Raw genomic sequence first — 17006 nt, 5'->3', positions numbered from 1 at the left:
TCGCCCGAACTCTCCAAGGGGTCGCAGGTTCAAATCCTGTCATCCCGACCGATCGAAAGAGGGTCGGCCGGAAGGCCGACCCTCTTTCGTCGTCTCCTACGAGCGGATCGAGTGTCGCCGCCGCGCGTACACGACCATCCCTGCGCCCAGAAGGAGCAGGAACCCTGCAGCCACGAGTGCGGCGGACGGATCCGCACCGGTCGGCGGCAGACCGCCAGTGGCCGGCGGAGTGGCCGGCGGAGTCGTCGCCGGAGGCGTCGTGACCGGTGCCGCCGCGACGACCACGACGATCGTCAGCGCCTCGCCGGTACCGCCGTCCTTGTCGGTCGACGTCAGCGACGCCGTGTACGTTCCGGCCGCCGCGTAGGTGTGCGTGACCGGCGGATCCGCGGGGCCGACGACCGTCAGGACCGGCGAGCCGTCGCCCCAGTCGACCATGTACGTGAAGTCCGCCGCCATGTCGGCGGACGACGGGTCGTCAGCTCCGACCTTGATGGTGAACGGTGTTCCGGCTGTCGCGGTCAGGGCGCCGGTCACGACGGTGTCGGGCGCCGTGTTGACGACCGCCAGGCTGGTGGTGGCGGTGCTCTGCTGAGAACCGAGCGTCACGCGGAGAGCGATGGTGTGGTTCGACGGGCCGTCGTCGATGCCCACCGCCTCGAGTTGATCCCAGGTCAGCGTGGGCGTCAGGCCGCTCGCGTCGCTGTAGTCGCCGTCCGCGTCGAGATCCCACTCGTATGTGGCTCCGGGGCTGGACCCCGTGCCGTCCAGGGCCACACTGTCTCCCTCGGCCACCGAGTACGGTCCGCCCGCTACCGCGACCGCGGGGGTCCGCACCTCCTGATCGACGCTCCCGCTGCTGGTGGCGTAGGCCGCCGTTCCGGAGTAGGTCGCGGTGATGGGGTGCGTGCCGGCGGTCAAGGCGCTGGTGGTGAGCGTCGCGGTGCCGTTCGCGTCGAGCGCGACGGGGGCGCCGAGCGTGCTGCCGGCGTCGGTGAACGATACCGTTCCCCCGGTGACGGGCGACCCGCCGGCGGTCACCGTCGCGGTGAACGTCACGGCGCCACCGACGAGCGAGGGGTTGAGGCTGGACGTGAGGGAGGTGCTCGTCGAAGCGAGGCCGACCACCTGATCCACGCTGTCGTCGCTGGTGGCGAATGCCGCTGTTCCGGAGTATGTCGCGGTGATGCCATGGGTGCCCACACTGAGCGTGCTCGTGGTGAACGTCACCATCCCGTTGGCGTCCAGGGGAACGTTCGAGGCCAGCGGCGTCGCTCCGTCGGCGAACGAGACGGTTCCCCCGGTGACGGGCGATCCACCAGAGGTCACGGTCGCGGTGAACGTCACGGCGCCGCCGAAGGCGGACGGGTTCACACTCGAGGTGAGCGCCGTCGTGGTGGCGCTCACGGTCGCGACCGTGAGGCACCACCCGCCGCCGATCGATCCGGTGTCCCCGCTCGCGTCGTCCACGACCCACAGGCTCCAGACGCCGTTCGCGTTGCCGCCGTTGAACGACGCCAGGGTGGTCGACCCGCTGATGGCCGGAGCGGGCGCGGGGAACGCAGCATCCGTGCCCTCTGTGTCGAGGTCAGTGGGTCGGAACGTGCCGGAGACGAGCGGTGCAGGCACCGAACCGGCAGCGGCGTCGTCGAAGGTGATCGTCGCGCCGCTCACGGGTGCGATGCCTCCGGCATCGCTCATCAGCAGGAGGTTCGTCGACGGCGTGGGGCCGGACAGCATGACGTCGAGGTCGATCGGCGCGGTGTGCGCGATCCCGTTGAGGGTCGCGGTGACCTTCGTGACCGGACCGGCGAGCCCTGACACGGTGATGTTCGAGGGATAGGGGGTGGAGGCTCCTGCCTGAGGAACCGTCAGCGTCCCCGGGTTGCAGAAGGTGTTCCCGGTGACGACGGTCGTGTTGTCGACCCGCTGCGACACCGAGCCGTTGCTCCCCAGGAATCCGGTGCTGCCCGTGTACGTCGCGAGGATCGCGTGGGTGCCTTCGGTGAGAGTGGTCGTCGTGAGCGACGCCCGCCCCGAGGCGTTCAGGGCGACCGCGGGGCCGAGGGCGGCGTTGTCCGCCGTGAACGAGACGCTCCCTGTCGTCACGGGGCTGCCCCCGGCGGTGACCGTCGCGGTGAAGGTCACCGGGTCGCCGGTCTTCGACGGCGTGCCCGACGTGGTCACCGTGGTGGTCGTCGCCACCGCGGCCTGCTCGGTCGTGATGACGAGGCTCCATCCGCCTGACATCGTCCCCAGATCTCCCGAGGTGTCGTCGACGATGAACAGCTGCCAGGTGCCGTTGGGGGCGACGCCGGTGAATGCTCCCGCGAGAGTCGTCTGCGCGGATGGAGCGGGCGCGGGCGCAGGGAAGGCGTCTGCGCCGCCGTCGCTGCTCGGACGATATGAACCGGTCGGGACGCTGCCGCTCGGCACGACGCCGGCGGCGGAATCGTCGAAGGTGAGCGTCGCGTTGTTCGACGTCGTCAGCGTGTTCGGCGCGCCGACGTCCGACATCACGACCAGGTTCTGCCCGGTGGGCGCGACGACGAGCGCGTCCACGTCGTTGAGTGCCCCATGTGTGAGTCCATGGAAGACCACCTGAACCTTCGTGACGAGCCCTGCCAGACCCGACACCGTGATGTTCGACGGATACGGGGTCGCGGGACCGGTCTGGTTCGCCGATCCCGCCTGGGGAATCTCGATCGACGTCGTGTTGCTGAAGGTCGTCGGTCCGTCCGCGTGCGCCAGGGACGGCGCGGCGACGCCGACGAACAGCGCAAGAGCGATGGAGACGGATGCTGCGACCCCGCGTCGCGGGAATGGTGAGCGTGAGGTCTCGCCTCGCCGTGACTCGGAACTGACCATGCTCTGCACCCCTTCGTCGGGATCCGGTGCGCTGGACCGCCGTGGGGCGAGGGTCACGGACACAGGGCTTGAGGGCACCCTATGACCGGCGTGGTCCGCTTGTACAGGTCCGTCGCCGCCTCGACGCAGCGGCGGCGAGGCGGTCAGCCCGCAGTCGTCAGCACGCGCGCGACGCTGTTCACCCGTGCATCGGGCGTCGACTCGTCGATGTTGACGACGACGGGCTGGTGCTCGAGCACCTCTTCGCGCTCGTACTGTGCATACGACATCACGATGACGACGTCGCCGGTGTGGACGAGGCGCGCGGCGGCGCCGTTGATCTGCATCACTCCGGTGCCGCGCTCGCCGGCGATCGTGTAGGTCTCGAATCGTGCGCCGTTGTTCACGTCGACGACGTGCACCTGCTCGTGCTCGACGATGTCGGCGACCTCCAGCAGATCGGCGTCGATCGTGATCGAGCCGACGTAGTTCAGGTCGCTGCCCGTGACGGTTGCGCGGTGGATCTTGGACTTGAGCAGGGTGCGACGCAAGGGAACTCCTGGGGATAGTGGATCGCGTCCAATAATAGGATCGGTTGCCGCCCGAATCGTGGTCCCGTGTCCGCCCCAGGTAGTCTGGACCCGATGGGGAACACTCGTGCCGAAGCGGCATATCTGCGGGCTCTCGCGGCGTTCCGAACCCCCACCCTCGACCTTCTCCACGGTCGCTACGCGCCCTTCGTGGTCGCGGCCCTCTCGATCGTGTTCACGGTCGATCGCCCGTCGGTCGAGATCTCCGATGCGCACGCCGAGGTCGCCGAGATCCTCGACGAACTCCGTGCCGCGGGCTACGACGAGGGCGATCGCACGCTCCCGGTCGGCACCGCCCGTGAGATCTGCCGCTACTGGGTGCGGGTCGGATGGCTCGTGCCGCAGATCGACGGCGACGCCGAGGTGTACCGCCTGACCGCGCACGCGGTGGGTGCGCTCGAGATCACGGGGCGCACCGCCGGAGGCCGGACGCGCGTGTCGAACTCGCGCGTGCGCACTCTGCTCGAGGCGGTCGAGCGCCTCTCCGATCATGCCGAGACGGATCCCGCCGTCCGGATGGCCCGCCTCATCCAGGAGCGCGATGCGCTCGACGCCGAGATCGCCCGCCTCGAGCTCGGCCAGTCCGAGCCGATCGACGACGAGCAGCTCCTCGAAGAGGCCGAGAACGTCCTGCACCTGGCCCGCGAGCTCCCGGCGGACTTCACACGCGTCGCGGAATCCATCAAGGCCATGCAGCGCGACGTCGTCGCCGACCTGCGTCGTGACGTCCGTCCGACCGGCGAGGTGCTGCGCGAGTACCTCCAGCGCGGCCAGCACGTCATGCAGTCGACCGCCGAGGGCCGCGCCTTCGCCGGGGCGCTGCGCCTGATCGGCGATCCGGAACGCATCGACAGCCTCACCGAGCAGCTGCACACGCTGCTCGCGCAGCCGTTCACGCGTCTCATGGACGGCGAGCAGCGCAAGGAGCTGGACGCCATCGGCCGCCGGGTCGAGCTCGGCGTCGAGGAGGTCCTCACCGCACAGCGCCGCGCCTCCCGCGTCATCACCGGTCAGGTCCGCACCCACGACCCGATCCGCGACCGCCAGGTCGACGATCTGCTCCGCGACGTCATGTCGGGTCTGCAGGCGTGGACCCGCAGCTCGTCCTCCGATGCCCCGGTCGAGCCGCTCCGCAGCCTCCCGATGGCAGACCTCGGCCATCTGCGGCAGTCGGTGAGCGACATCCGTCCTCCCGGCGCGCCCGCTCCGCTCACCGCCGCAGACGAGGACGCCCAGTTCGCGGATGCTGACACCCGCGCGTGGGGAGGACCCCGGTACGCCGAGCTCGAGGCCTACGTCGCCGGCCTCGGCGACGAGTTCGATCTGGGCGATGCGTTCCAGGGGGCCGATGACGAGGCCCGGCGACCGGTGGACCTCGTGGGCCTTCTCGAGATCGCTCACCGCAACGGCATGAGCGAAGGCGGCGAAGTGTCCGTGGTCGAAGCCCTGCGCCCCGACGGGACGACGCGACGGTTCGCGTTCGGATCCGTGACCGCCCGCACCGCGAAGGAGCACGACCATGACTGAGACCGCCACACAGGCCGATCTCGAGGCCGGCGATCTCGATGCCACCGACATCGCCGTCGAGGACGCTGCCGCGAGCGATGCGTTCATCGCGCCCGCGGCGATGGAGGACGACCTCGACGAGCTCTTCCCCGGCGACCGCGGCGTGCTCGACCCCGCGGTGCGGCGCGTGTTCGTGCACGTCCTGCAGCGGCGGTTCCTCCTGGCGGACCGCAACCGCGAGGAGTGGACGGTCCTGCTCGACAACCAGCAGCTCCTCGAATCGCGCCTCAACGACCTCTTCGTCCGCCTGGTGGTCGACCACGACCGCGGCGTCGCGTACAAGCAGCAGGTGCGCTCCGACGAGCTCGAGATGCCCATCCTGCTCAGGGATGCCCCGTACACGCGCTCCGAGACGCTCGTCCTCGTGCACCTGCGCACGGTCTACCAGCGCGAGTCGGCGGCGGGGGAGCCGGCGGCCCGCGTCGACATCGAAGACGTCGAGCAGACGGTCATGAGCTACTTCGTCGATGCCGACGGCGACACCGCCCGCCGGCAGCGCTCGATCCGCAAGGCGATGGACCGGCTGGCGCGCGACGGCATCGTCGATGAGGAGACCACCGGCCGGTTCCGCATCAGCCCGCTCGTCGAGATCGTGCTGAGCGCCGAGAAGCTGCGCGAGCTGCGCGACTGGCTGCGCACGCAGTCTGATCCGGCGGGCGCGCAGGGCGCAGCATCCGTCGCCGCCGTCGATGTGTTCGACGAGACCGACGAAGACGACGAAGACGACGAAGACGACCTCGAGGAGACCTCGCTGTGACGATGCTCGACACGCTGTTCGGGCTGATCCCGGCGGCATCGCGCGGGCAGCAGTGGCTCGCCGAGGACCTGCAGCTCGTCAACTGGGGTGGCTACGACGGCGCGCACCGCGTGCGGTTCTCACCCGAGGCGACCCTGCTGTGCGGCGGGTCGGGCTCGGGTAAGTCGACGCTCATGGACGCGTACATCGCGCTCATGATGCCTCACACGACGCCGTTCAACGGCGCGTCCAACGGGGGAGTGACGGGGCGTCCGCGCGGCGACGAGCAGCGCAACATCCTCTCCTACGGACGCGGCAAGCTCGACGAGTCGCGCACCGACGAGGGTACGAAGATGCGCGTGCTCCGCGGCGACGGCGAAGACACGTGGACCGCCGTCGCGATGACGTGGATCGACCACGACGGGTCCCGCTTCACCGCCGTGCGCGCGTGGTACATCCCGGCCGGCGCGCGTGTGCTCGAAGACACCGTGCGCGTCCGCGCGACGACGGACCGGGCGTTCGATCTCAGCTCGCTCCAGGAAGCCGCCGCTCTGCGCCTCTCCGACCTCTCCCTCCGCAACGCCGGGCTCGACCCGGTAGGCACCGATCGCGAGTTCTCGGCACGACTGCACGCCGTGCTCGGGATCGGCGCTGCGGGCGCGGGGGGCAAGGCGATGAGCCTGCTCGCCCGCATCCAGGCCGGCCAGCAGATCACGACGGTGGACGACCTGTACAAGCGTCTCGTGCTCGAAGAGCCCGAGACGATGACCACTGCCGACGCCGTCGTCGCGCACTTCGACGGCCTCGAGAGCACGCGCACGCGCATGCTGACGGCGCGCCAGCAGGTGAGCGCGCTCGAGCCTCTCCATGAGCTGCGCGAGAAGATCGCGGTGGCGCTCGAGCGCGTGCGGCTGATCGACGAGGTCGGCGAGTTCTCCGACCCGGCATCGCTGGCGACGCTCTGGCGCGCCGATCGACGACTGGGCATGCTGCGCGAGGTCGAGACCGAGCTGCGCGACCGCAAGAATGCGGCCGACACCACGCTTCGTGAAAAGCGTGCGCTGGCGGACGCCGCCGAGGCGGAGCGCGACGGTCTGGTCGAGGTGCTGCGACTCTCGGGCGGCGATCGCCTCGAGACCGCCCAGCGGGAGCTGCGCGAGGTCGAGCGGCGGCTGACCGCGACACAGAGTCGCCGCGCGGGCTTCGACGCAGACCTGCGGGCGATCGGCGAGGAGGCGGCCACGCAGGCCGAGTTCGCCGAGCTGATCGACCGCGCCCGTAAGAGCCTCGCCGACCGCGATGCGAAGGGCGGCGTGCGGGCCGAGTACGCCGAGGCGATCTCGGCGGAGAAGTCTGCAGCACGCGAGATCGCCGAGCTGGAGGCTGAGGTGCGGCGGGCGACAGGGCTGCAGGGCAACATCCCGCGGGCGCTGCACGAATCGCGCGAGCTCGTGGCGCGCGCGGCCGGCATCGAGGTCGAGGACCTGCCGTTCGTCGGCGAGCTCGTCGAGGTGCGCACGGAGTTCGAGCCGTGGCGCGAGGCCTTCAACCTCGCACTGGGCGGTTTCGCGACGACGCTCCTCATCGACGTGGATCACCTCGGGCGATTCCGCACGGCGATCGACTCCGTGCGCACGCCGGTGCGGCTGCGCTACGAGGGGGTCCACGCCGGACTCGACGAGGCGGACCTGCGCGACACGACCACGCTGCCCGGCCGCCTGGACTACCAGAGCACGCCGTTCACGGGGTGGCTGCAGGAGCGTCTCGCCGACCGCTTCGGCTTCGTGTGCGTCGATTCCGCCGCCGGCCTGTCGCAGCACCGGATGGCGCTCACGATCACCGGCCAGATGTCGCAGGGCAGTCGTGGTGCGCACGGCGGCCACGGTCGCGAGAACGTGCTCGGGTTCTCCAACGACCGGCGTCTCGCCGACCTCGCGCGGCAGCTCGACGACGCCCGTGCGCGGCTCGAGCGCGCGACGGAGGACCGCACGCGGGCGGATGCCGCGCTGGACGCCGTCGACGCTCGCTTCGCGGTGTACGCCAAGGTCCGCGATCTCACCTGGGAGCAGGTCGACGTCGCCGCCGTCACGGCCGAGCGGGACCGTTGGCTCGCCGTGCAGGACGACGTGACGGCATCCAATCCCGAGATCGCCCGCGTGCAGGGGCAGATCGCCGCGGCCAAGGGCAAGGCGGCGCGCCTGCGCGAAGAGATCGCGCGCACCGTGGTCGAGCGCGAGCAGATCGAGTCGCAGTGGAGCGACGTCATCGATGACGTCGACGCGGACCAGACGGTGATCGATGCCGCAGAAGACGCGGGACGGATGCTGCGCCCCGAGCAGATCGCGTTCCTCGACGACCGTTTCCGCCTGACCGAGACGTCGCGGCCGGCGAGCGCCTCGGACGCGCTGGCCGGTTTCGTCGCCGCGCTCACGACCGCCGCGCAGCGGCTCACCGAAGACCGCCGCGCTGCCGCCGACTCGCTCGAGCAGCAGCGCGACGGCGTGCGGCGGATCATGGTGAGCTTCCTCGAGCGCTGGCCGAACCCGAACCTGCTGCCCGACCCGGATGAGTCCGTCGACGACTTCGAGCGCATCCTGGAGGCGCTCCGAACGAGCGGGCTGCACGAGCTCGAGGCCGAGTGGCGCGACAGCCTTCTGAAGCTGTCGGGCAACGACCTCACCAACCTCGACTCGACGCTGAGCCGCTCGATCCGCGAGATCCGCGACCGCATCGCGCCGATCAACGAGATCATGCAGGACCTGCCGTTCTACGACGACGATCACCGCCTGCAGATCACGACGCGCGAGAACCAGTCGGAGGCGCGGCGCCGCTTCCGCCGCGAACTGCGCGAGGTGCGGGCGCTCATCGAGGCGGCGTCGTCCGACGAGGAGCGCGAGCAGGTCTACCGGCGGATGTCGAAGCTGATCGGCCACATGCGCCGCTCGTCGCCCGACTTCGGCGATCTGATCGACGTGCGCAACCACGTGCGGGTGAGCGCCGAGCGCGTCGACGCCGCGACCAAGCAGCACGTCGCCCTGTACGACCACATCGGCGAGAAGTCCGGCGGCGAGTCGCAGGAGCTGATCGCGTTCATCGTGGGCGCGGCCCTGCGCTATCAGCTCGGCGATGCGGGTGCGGTGCGTCCGCGCTATGCCCCGGTGTTCATGGACGAGGCGCTGATCAAGGCCGACGCGCACTTCACCAAGCGCGCGATCGGCGCGTGGCGCGGCCTCGGCTTCCAGCTCGTGATCGGTGCGCCGAACGACAAGTACAGCGCCATCGAGCCGCACGTCGACGTCGAGTACGACATCCTCAAGGACACCCGCGGCCGCTCGTGGGCGAAGCCCAAGGTCGGCCTGCGGGGCTGACCCTTACACCCTCGAGCCGCCCGACTCCCACGCCTCTCGCGTGAGGAACGCGAGCTGCCCCGACTTGCCGGGCAGCTCGACCTGCGGTCCGAGGTCGAACCCGACGAGACGAGCACGTGCGACGGCGCGGTCGTTGCCGACGTCGGGCTCGATCACGATGCGGTCCACGGCCGCCCGCGAGAACAGGAACCGGGCGATCGCGTGTCCGACGCGCGTGGTGAACCCGACGGCGGGCGCGCCACGGTCGCCGAGAAGGAAGTGGATGCCGACATCCCCGGGCTCCGTGGCATACACCTCGCCGAGTGGGTCGTTCTCGGGCTCGTACGTCTGCAGCAGCACGATCGGGAGGCCGTCGCGCCGGATCAGGAAGGCGTGGTGGGTCGAGAGAGAGTCGACGCACGCGTAGAGGTCGCTCAGCTCCTGGGGCGTGAGGTCGCCGAGCCCCCAGAATCGGGCGGTCGGTGCCGTGACCCAGCGGTGGATGACCTCGAGATCGGCGACGGGATCGAGCACGGCGACCTCGACGCGACCGAGCACCGGGTCGTCGGCCGTGTGCACGATGGCTCCGGCGGGTCCGCTCACGAGGCGCTGTGTGCTGAGGGTGGTCATGCGGCTCCTGTCGGGGCATCGGGTCGGAGGCGGGACCAGTCGGTCACGACCCGCGCGGGTCGGACCTCGGCCCACGCGGGCAGCTGATCCGCGAAGTGGGGTGAGGCGGGGTCGCCGGCGGCGCCGAACGGCACGCTCCACAGGCTGTTCTCCCGGTCGGCGAGATCCCACGCCCATCGTGCGACCGAGCCTCGCCACGACCGGTCGGTGAGACCGGGGGTCGAGCCCGTACACCGTACGGTGTCGCCGTCGCCCGACAGCGGGACGTCGAGACCCGCTCCCGGATCGACCGTGCCGCGCACGTCGGCGAGCACGTGCACCGGAAGCAGTCGATGCGTCGCGCCCCACTCGTCCGCGTCGGTGGCGTCATCGAGCGCCGCAGCCGCCAGGGGCTCGACGTCGTCGCGCAGCGCAGGGTGTGCGAGCAGCCTCGTCAATGCCGCGGCGACCTGGCCGGTGATACCGAGCCACGGGTCGAACACCGCGCCGTAGCCGTGCGGCGTGTGCAATGCCGCCAGCGCGGGGTGTGCGGCGACGCGCCGCACGAGCGCGGCTCGCCATGCCGCGAACATGCCACCCGAGACGGATGCTGCGTCCATCCGTCCATCCCACTCCCACAGCGCATCGCGCACCGCTGCGGCACGCGGCGGCAACGGCCCCCGCGGCAGGAACTGCACCAGCGCGATCGCCGAGCCGCTCGCCGTGTCGCTCCACACGGGCCCGAAGTCGCCGACGGACCCCGGCCGGAGTTCCTCGAGCAGAACCCGGATGCGGTCCGCGCGGTGGGACGACGAGTACGCCCACCCGAGGTCGATCTCCGGGCGGCCGGGGCGTTCGTTCGCATCCACCGCCACGTCGGTCACCTCGAGTGGGCGCGTGCCCGCTCGATCCGCCGCCGCCGCCACCGCCTCCGCACGCAACGGCAGGCGACGCTCGGGGCGCGGGCGATCCGGCGTCACGCCCACCGTCGCGGCGAGCACCGTGCCGTCGCGGTCGGCCGCGAGCACCCGGTTCACCGGATCGACCCACACCTCGAAAGCGGCCACGACATCCCCGGCCGACCGCGCTCGCAGCAGGCCGAGCAGTGCGCCGGCGCCGAGGTCGGCGTTCGTCCGCGCGGGCATGCGCACGCTCCACCCGACGAGCTCGTCGCCGTCCGCCCGGAGCTCGGTCACGACCGTGCCCCGCTCCGTCTCGATCGCCTCGACGTCGACCGGATCGCCGCCCCGAACCCGGATCACCGAGCGCTCGACGTCGACGTCGCGCCAGCCGTCCGGGCCGAGCGCCTGCACGCCGCCCGGCACGCGGCGCAGTCGCTCGCGGAACAGGTCCACCCCGTGCGCCATCGCGTTCGTCACGCCCCACGCGGCGTCACCGGTGTGCCCGAAGTGCGGGGCCCCGGGCACGCCGGGGAACGCGAGGCCGACGACGTCGAACTCGTCGCACGCGAGCCGCACCTGCTGGTACACGCCGGGCAGCTCGAAGATGCGGTGCGGGTCGCCGGCGAGCAGCGGCAGCCCGCTCGCCGTCCTCGAGCCGTGCAGCGCCCACGCGTTGCTCCCCGACGTCGGCAGGGTCTCGTCGCCGCCGTCGCCGTACCCCGCGAAGACGTCGACCCATGCGTCGCCGAGCGTCGCGGCGACGTGCTCGCGCCACAGCATCACGGGGAACGTCGAGAACAGCGCGTGCGCGACGTGCAGTACGCCGAGCGGGTCGTGGTCTTCCCAGGGTTCCAGGGGTCGCTCGTCGCCGAAGTGGGCGTCGAGCGCCGCGAACTCGGTCGCACCGGCTCCGATCGCCGACATCCCGCGCCGGACCCCCACCGCATAGCGGGTGACGAACGCGCGGGTCTCAGCATCCGTCCCCTCCAGCGCTCGGCGCGCGGTGTCGTCGAGCCGTGCCCGTCGCGCGAAGACATCCCACGCCACGCCGGCCGCGCCGATCAGCTCCGACAACCGCCCCGCCGCACGCAGCCGGTCGACCTCGATCTGCCAGCCACGGTCGCGCGCCGTCACCTCTCCCTGCGCCTCGGCGAGATCGCCCACGTCCGCCGCCCGGAGGTGAGGGATGCCGAGGCCGTCGCGATAGACCTCCGCCATGTCGTCAGACTCCCACAGGCTCCCGCAGCGCAACCGAGCCCACGCGCGAACGCGCGACCGGGTTCGACAGTGTGCCCGCATACATCAGCGACGCGGACTGGTTCGCGAGATCCACCATCTGCAGCGTGTTGCGCAGCTGCAGGCGGTTGAGGCACGAGTGCGCGAACGCGTCGGCGCGCAGATCCACGCGCGAGTCGATCCACGGATGCTGCGCCTCGTGCTCGTCGATGATCTCGGCGGCGATCCGCCAGAACGCGTTCTCGGGCAGCGTGCCGTCGGTGTGGAGGATGCCGGCGAGGTGACGCAGCACGCCGTCGAACACGTCGGTGAAGATCGCGAGCGCCTTCTCTTCGTCGTCGACCGGCGAGACGATGCGGCGCACGTCCTCCGGCACGGTCCGGTCGGCGAGCAAGGCCACCTCTTCGCCGATGTCCTTCATGAACACGCCGGTGGGAACGTGGTCCTCGAGGATGAGGATGAGGTTCTCGCCGTGCGGCATGAACGCGAGGTCGTGCGCGAGCAGGCAGTGCACGAGCGGACGCAGGTAGACCCTCAGGTAGGCGCGCACCCACGCCGTCGCCTCGATGCCCGACTCCCGCACCAGCGCCGTCGCGTACGAGTGCCCCCGCGCGTCGCGATGCAGCAGCGACGCCATGGTCGCGAGCCGCTCGCCCGGCGCGATCAGCGGTACGGGGCTCTCGCGCCAGAGGGCGGCGAGCATCTTGCGGTGGGCCGACGGCGCCGGCGTGCGGTGGTACGCGTCGCCGGTGTACCCGATCGAGGCGCGCTCGCGCAGCACGCGGAAGCCCGAGTCGCGAAGCGTCGCGTCGCCGGCCACGAGCTCGGCGACCCAGTCGTTGATGGCGGGCGTCACGCGCATGTAGGCGGGCGACAGCCCGCGCAGGAACCCCATGTTCTGCACCGCCAGCGCCGTCTTGACGTAGTGGCGCTCGGGGTGCGTCGCGTTGAACATCGTGCGCACCGACTGCTGCGCGCGGTACTCGTCGTCGCTCTCGCCGATCAGCACGAGATCGCGGCGCGCGATGTCGGGCGCGAACGTGATCGCGATGCGCTTCTCCCACTGCCACGGGTGCACCGGCAGCAGGTGGTAGTGGGCGGGGGTCTCGCCGAGCTCGGTCAGCCGATCCGCGAAGCGTGCGTGCTCGGCGGGGGAGAGCTCGCCGGAGAGGAGGGATGCCTCGTCCAGGCCGGCGCCGAGCGCCAGATGCGACGTCGAACGCCGCGCGGCGAGCCACACCATGCGGAACGGCCGACCGGCTTCGGGGGAGTAGGCGGCGTGCGCCGAGACGCCGAAGCCGATGCGGCCGTTGTTCGCGACGAACCCGGGGTGCCCCTCGGTCATCGCGGACTCGATCGTCTGGAAGTCGGCCCCGAGCAGGTCGTCGGCCGACGGCCCGCCGTGCGCGACCTTGAACGCCGCGCTCGCCAGAGTGGACGCGATCTCTTCGAGGTAGATCGGCAGCAGTGCGTCGGACAGGCCGAGCACCGGCTGCAGCTCGAGGATGAACGCCTGCGCGTCGAGGTCGGCGGGCTCGCCGGCCACGAGCCGGTGCAGGCTCGCCTCGTCGAGGACCCAGTGCTCGAGCTCGGTGCGGACCGCCGCGAACCGGTACTCGACGTCGGCGTCAGGCACGACGACCCGCCAGCCGTCCGGGATCGCCTCGGGCGCGAGAAGTCGCTCGTGGCTGAACTCGGCGATCGCCTTGGCGACCAGGTGGCGCTGGGCGTCGGCGAGGTGCGCGGGGGAGAGGTGAGTGGCGGGGGCGGTCATGCGGGGATCCCTGTTCGTGCGAGTGCGAGCGCCGCGACGGCGGCGAGTTCGGAGCGGGCGTAGTCGTCGCGCGTGCAGACGGAGAGCACCGCGGTCTTGGTGTGGTCGCCGTCGTCGACCGAGACGAAGCGCAGCTCGGTGAAGCCGGCGCGGAGGTTCTTGCACCGGATGCGGTCGTTGCGGGCGTCGGGCTCGACGACGACGCGCTGCGCGCCGAGTTCGTCGAAGCACCACGTCATGACCGCGGCGAAGACCGCGTCGGTGAGGCCGTGGCGGGGCGCGCCTTCGGGCGGAGCGATGAGCACGTGCATGCCGAGATCGCCGGGGAGCGGATCATGGATGTCGCGCAGCAGCACCTGCGCCGGGTCGTACGTCTCGGCGAAGAAGGTGGGGACGCCGTCGACCAGGCCGAGCCAGGCCTGCTGATGCGGATCTGCCGTGACGTCCGAGAGGTAGTCGCGCACGGCGCCGACGTCGAGGTCGCCCATGCCCCAGAACGCGGCGTGCGGGTCGGCGAGCCACCGCTGCAGCGCCGGGGCGTCGCGCTGCGGGTCGGCGGGGACGATCGAGGTCGCGAGCGTCATCGGGCGGCCCCGACGGTCGCGGGCACGTCGGCCGGTACCCCGAAGTCCTGGAAGGCGATGCGCCGCTCGATCGGGTACACCTCGCGGCCGATGATCGACGAGAGGATCGACGAGTTGCGCCACGCGCCGAAGCCGAGGTCGGGCGCGGTGAGGCCGTGGGTGTGCTCCTCGCCGTTCTGCACGAACACGCGGCCGCCGTCGACGCTGTAGTCGCGCGCCACCGCGAGACGGCCGAGCATGTCGTGGTCGAGGCGGTGGGCGATCGGCTCCAGGAAGGGTGGCGTCTGCGCGGCGTAGCCGGTGGCGAGCACGAGCGACGCGGTCTCGCGTTCGTGCTCGCGATCCACCTGCGCGTGGCGCAGCTGCAGGCGGTACCGTGAGCCGTCCCATTCGGCGGACGTCACCTCGGTGTCGGTCATCAGCGTGGTCGGCACCGGGCCGTCGGCGCTCAACCGGTAGAGGGTGTCGTAGATGTCGTCGATCAGGTCGGCCGAGATGCCCTTGTAGAGACTCCGCTGTTCGCGCCCCAGGTGCTGACGGATGCCTATCGGCAGCGCGTGGAAGTGATCGGTGTACTCCGGCGACGTCATCTCGAGCGTGAGCTTGGTGTACTCCATCGGGAAGAACCGGGGCGACCGGGTGATCCAGTCGAGCCGGTAGCCGCCGTCCCGCGTGCCCTCGAGCAGATCGCGGTAGATCTCCGCCGCGGACTGGCCGCTGCCGACCACCGTGATGGAACCCGACGCGCGCAGCGCGTCGCGCTGATCCAGGTACTGCGAGCTGTGGATCACGGGGCCCTCGAGCCCGCGAAGGGCCGCGGGGATGACGGGCTGCGTGCCGACTCCGAGCACGACGTGCCGCGCGCGCAGCTCGCTTTCCTCGCCGGTATCGGTGCGCATCGCGCGCACGATGTAGGTGTCGTCGGCGGGGTCGTGCTCTACGGCGATCACCTCCTGGTTCCAGCGCAGATTCGGCAGCTGCGCGGCGGCCCATCGGCAGTACGCGTCGTACTCGGTGCGCAGGGCGTAGAAGCTCTCGCGGATGTAGAAGGGGTAGAGGCGGCCGGTCTGCTTGAGCCAGTTGACGAACGAGAACGGCGAGGTCGGGTCGGCCATCGTCACGAGGTCGGCGAGGAACGGCACCTGAATGGTGGCGCCCTCGATCATCATGCCGTGATGCCAGCGGAACCCGTCGGCGCGATCGAGGAAGACCGCGTCCAGCCCGGTCGGCTCGGCGAGGCACGCCAGCCCGAGGTTGAACGGGCCGATTCCGACTCCGACGATGTCGTGCACGTGCGCGCTCATGCGGACGCCTCCGCACCCGCGAGAGCCTCGTCGAACTCGGGCGCGATGCCGGCGAGGGTGGTGGCGGCATCCTTCACCATCGCGAGGATCTGACGGATGTCGTCGAGGGTGGTCTCGGGATTGAGCAGCGTCAGCTTGAGGCACGGTCGCCCGTCGATCACGGTCTTCGCCACGAGCGCCCGGCCCGACTCGAACAGCACGCGCCGGATGCCCGCCACGAGGGCATCCCGCGCCAGGTCGTCGACGCCCTCGGGGCGCACGCGGAACAACACGGTGCTGAGCTGCGTCCGGCCGACGAGCTCGAGCTGGGGATCCGCCGCGATCTCATCGCCTACCGCCGCCGCGAGGTCGATGACCATGTCGAACATCTCGCCGATCCGGTCGGCGCCGAGCGCGCGAAGCGTGACCCAGAGCTTGAGCGCATCGAACCGGCGTGTGGTCTGCAGCGACACGTCGACCTGGTTCGGCTCGTCGTTCTCGAGTGGGTTGAGATAGTCCGCGTGCCACGCGCCCGCCGCGAGATCGCGGGGCTCCCGCACCAGGATCGCGCTCGACGACACCGGCTGGAAGAAGCTCTTGTGGAAGTCGACCGTCACCGACCGTGCGCGCTCGACGCCCGCGAGCAGGTGCCGCCGGCGCGGCGACACGAGCAGCCCGCAGCCGTAGGCCGCGTCCACGTGCAGCCACACGCCGTGCTCCTGGCAGACGTCCGCGATCGCGGCGACCGGGTCGATCACGCCGCGGTCGGTCGTACCGGCGGTCGCCACGACGGCCATCGGAAGGCGACCGGATGCTGCGGCCTCGCGCAGCGCGAGTGCCAGGGCCGCGGCATCCATCCGTCCCTCCCCGTCGCCTCTGACCTCGATGACCGCGTCGTCGGCGAGACCGAGCAGGAGTGCGGACTTGCCGACGCTGAAGTGGCTCGATGCCGTCGCGAAGACCACGAGCCGGGAGAGCGCGCGCGGGCGCGGCAGGGCAGTGGCGGCCAGCGCCGCCTCACGGGCGAGCAGCAGCGCGTGGAGGTTGGACTGCGTCCCGCCCGACGTGAAGACACCGCCGCCGTGCGTGAAGCCGACGCGGTCCGCGACCCACCCGATCAGTCGCCGCTCCATGAGCGTCCCGACAGCGGACTGGTCGTACGTGTCGACCGACGTGTTGACCGCCGCGAGGACGGTCTCGGCAGCGACCGCGGGCAGCGCGACCGGGCAGTTGAGGTGGGCGGCGTAAGCGGGGTGGTGGAACCACACGGCGTGCTCGAGGAACAGCTGATCGATCTCACGGACGGCCTGCGAAGATCCCACGCCGTCGCCGTCGAGGGGCACGTCGTCGACGAGCCTCTGCAGATCGGCGCGGGAGGCGCCCGAGAAGGGCTGCGTCGTCGTCTCGAACCGGTCGGCGACCTGCGCCGAGGTCTGTGCGATGAGGTCGCGGTAAGCGTCGGCGGTGGGGCGCGTGAGCAGATCGAGCACGGGGGAGAGCTCCTTGGTTAGGGTTGCCTCGCCTAACTAAGT

11 protein-coding genes are annotated in these 17006 nt (G+C 71.0%); 3 read left to right on the top strand and 8 right to left on the bottom strand.

The features are described 5' to 3' along the window. Window positions 1-96: 96 nt before the first annotated feature. Both Q9R33_RS15700 and panD read right to left on the bottom strand, forming a co-directional pair. Entirely contained in the window at window positions 97-2868 is a 2772-nt protein-coding gene (locus Q9R33_RS15700; RefSeq protein WP_311294344.1) for an Ig-like domain repeat protein, read from the bottom strand. 143 nt (window positions 2869-3011) lie between these two features. Further along, on the bottom strand, window positions 3012-3398 hold the full coding sequence (panD, locus tag Q9R33_RS15695) for an aspartate 1-decarboxylase (protein ID WP_056367019.1): 387 nt from the start codon (window positions 3396-3398) through the stop codon (window positions 3012-3014). 93 nt (window positions 3399-3491) lie between these two features. Here panD and Q9R33_RS15690 point away from each other — a divergent pair, with 93 nt between their 5' ends. From Q9R33_RS15690 to Q9R33_RS15680, 3 genes are read left to right on the top strand one after another with little or no spacing between them, the layout of a single operon-like run. Beyond that, on the top strand, window positions 3492-4964 hold the full coding sequence (locus Q9R33_RS15690) for a DUF3375 domain-containing protein (protein ID WP_311294343.1): 1473 nt from the start codon (window positions 3492-3494) through the stop codon (window positions 4962-4964). After that, window positions 4957-5760, top strand: a complete 804-nt coding sequence (locus tag Q9R33_RS15685; protein WP_396654112.1) for a DUF4194 domain-containing protein — start codon at window positions 4957-4959, stop codon at window positions 5758-5760. Before Q9R33_RS15690 ends, Q9R33_RS15685 begins: the two co-directional genes overlap by 8 nt. Beyond that, window positions 5757-9107, top strand: coding sequence for an ATP-binding protein (locus Q9R33_RS15680; RefSeq protein WP_311294342.1), 3351 nt, complete (start codon window positions 5757-5759; stop codon window positions 9105-9107). Before Q9R33_RS15685 ends, Q9R33_RS15680 begins: the two co-directional genes overlap by 4 nt. A gap of 3 nt (window positions 9108-9110) precedes the next feature. On the opposite strand, the gene Q9R33_RS15675 is transcribed toward Q9R33_RS15680, so the two are convergent. From Q9R33_RS15675 to Q9R33_RS15650, 6 genes are read right to left on the bottom strand one after another with little or no spacing between them, the layout of a single operon-like run. Then, the gene (locus Q9R33_RS15675) at window positions 9111-9716 is read right to left on the bottom strand and encodes a GNAT family N-acetyltransferase (protein ID WP_311294341.1); all 606 of its coding nucleotides are present in this window, start codon (window positions 9714-9716) and stop codon (window positions 9111-9113) included. Beyond that, on the bottom strand, window positions 9713-11815 hold the full coding sequence (locus Q9R33_RS15670) for a penicillin acylase family protein (RefSeq protein ID WP_311294340.1): 2103 nt from the start codon (window positions 11813-11815) through the stop codon (window positions 9713-9715). Before Q9R33_RS15670 ends, Q9R33_RS15675 begins: the two co-directional genes overlap by 4 nt. A gap of 4 nt (window positions 11816-11819) precedes the next feature. Beyond that, window positions 11820-13607: an IucA/IucC family siderophore biosynthesis protein gene (locus Q9R33_RS15665; RefSeq protein WP_311294338.1), complete on the bottom strand. Its 1788-nt coding sequence runs from the start codon at window positions 13605-13607 to the stop codon at window positions 11820-11822. Beyond that, a complete protein-coding gene (locus Q9R33_RS15660; protein WP_311294337.1) occupies window positions 13604-14191 on the bottom strand; it encodes a GNAT family N-acetyltransferase in 588 nt (195 codons plus the stop codon). The genes Q9R33_RS15665 and Q9R33_RS15660 overlap by 4 nt, the downstream gene beginning before the upstream one ends. Then, on the bottom strand, window positions 14188-15495 hold the full coding sequence (locus tag Q9R33_RS15655) for a SidA/IucD/PvdA family monooxygenase (protein ID WP_311294336.1): 1308 nt from the start codon (window positions 15493-15495) through the stop codon (window positions 14188-14190). The genes Q9R33_RS15660 and Q9R33_RS15655 overlap by 4 nt, the downstream gene beginning before the upstream one ends. Then, window positions 15492-16964 carry a pyridoxal-dependent decarboxylase gene (locus Q9R33_RS15650; protein WP_311294335.1) on the bottom strand — a complete coding sequence of 491 codons (1473 nt, stop codon included), beginning with the start codon at window positions 16962-16964 and terminating at the stop codon, window positions 15492-15494. Before Q9R33_RS15650 ends, Q9R33_RS15655 begins: the two co-directional genes overlap by 4 nt. Window positions 16965-17006 lie beyond the last annotated feature (42 nt).

Origin of the sequence: Microbacterium sp. PRC9, assembly GCF_031844125.1 — a bacterium.
Taxonomy (GTDB): domain Bacteria; phylum Actinomycetota; class Actinomycetes; order Actinomycetales; family Microbacteriaceae; genus Microbacterium.
Note: the sequence above shows the minus strand (reverse complement) of the source record. Positions and strands in the feature narration are given on the sequence as shown.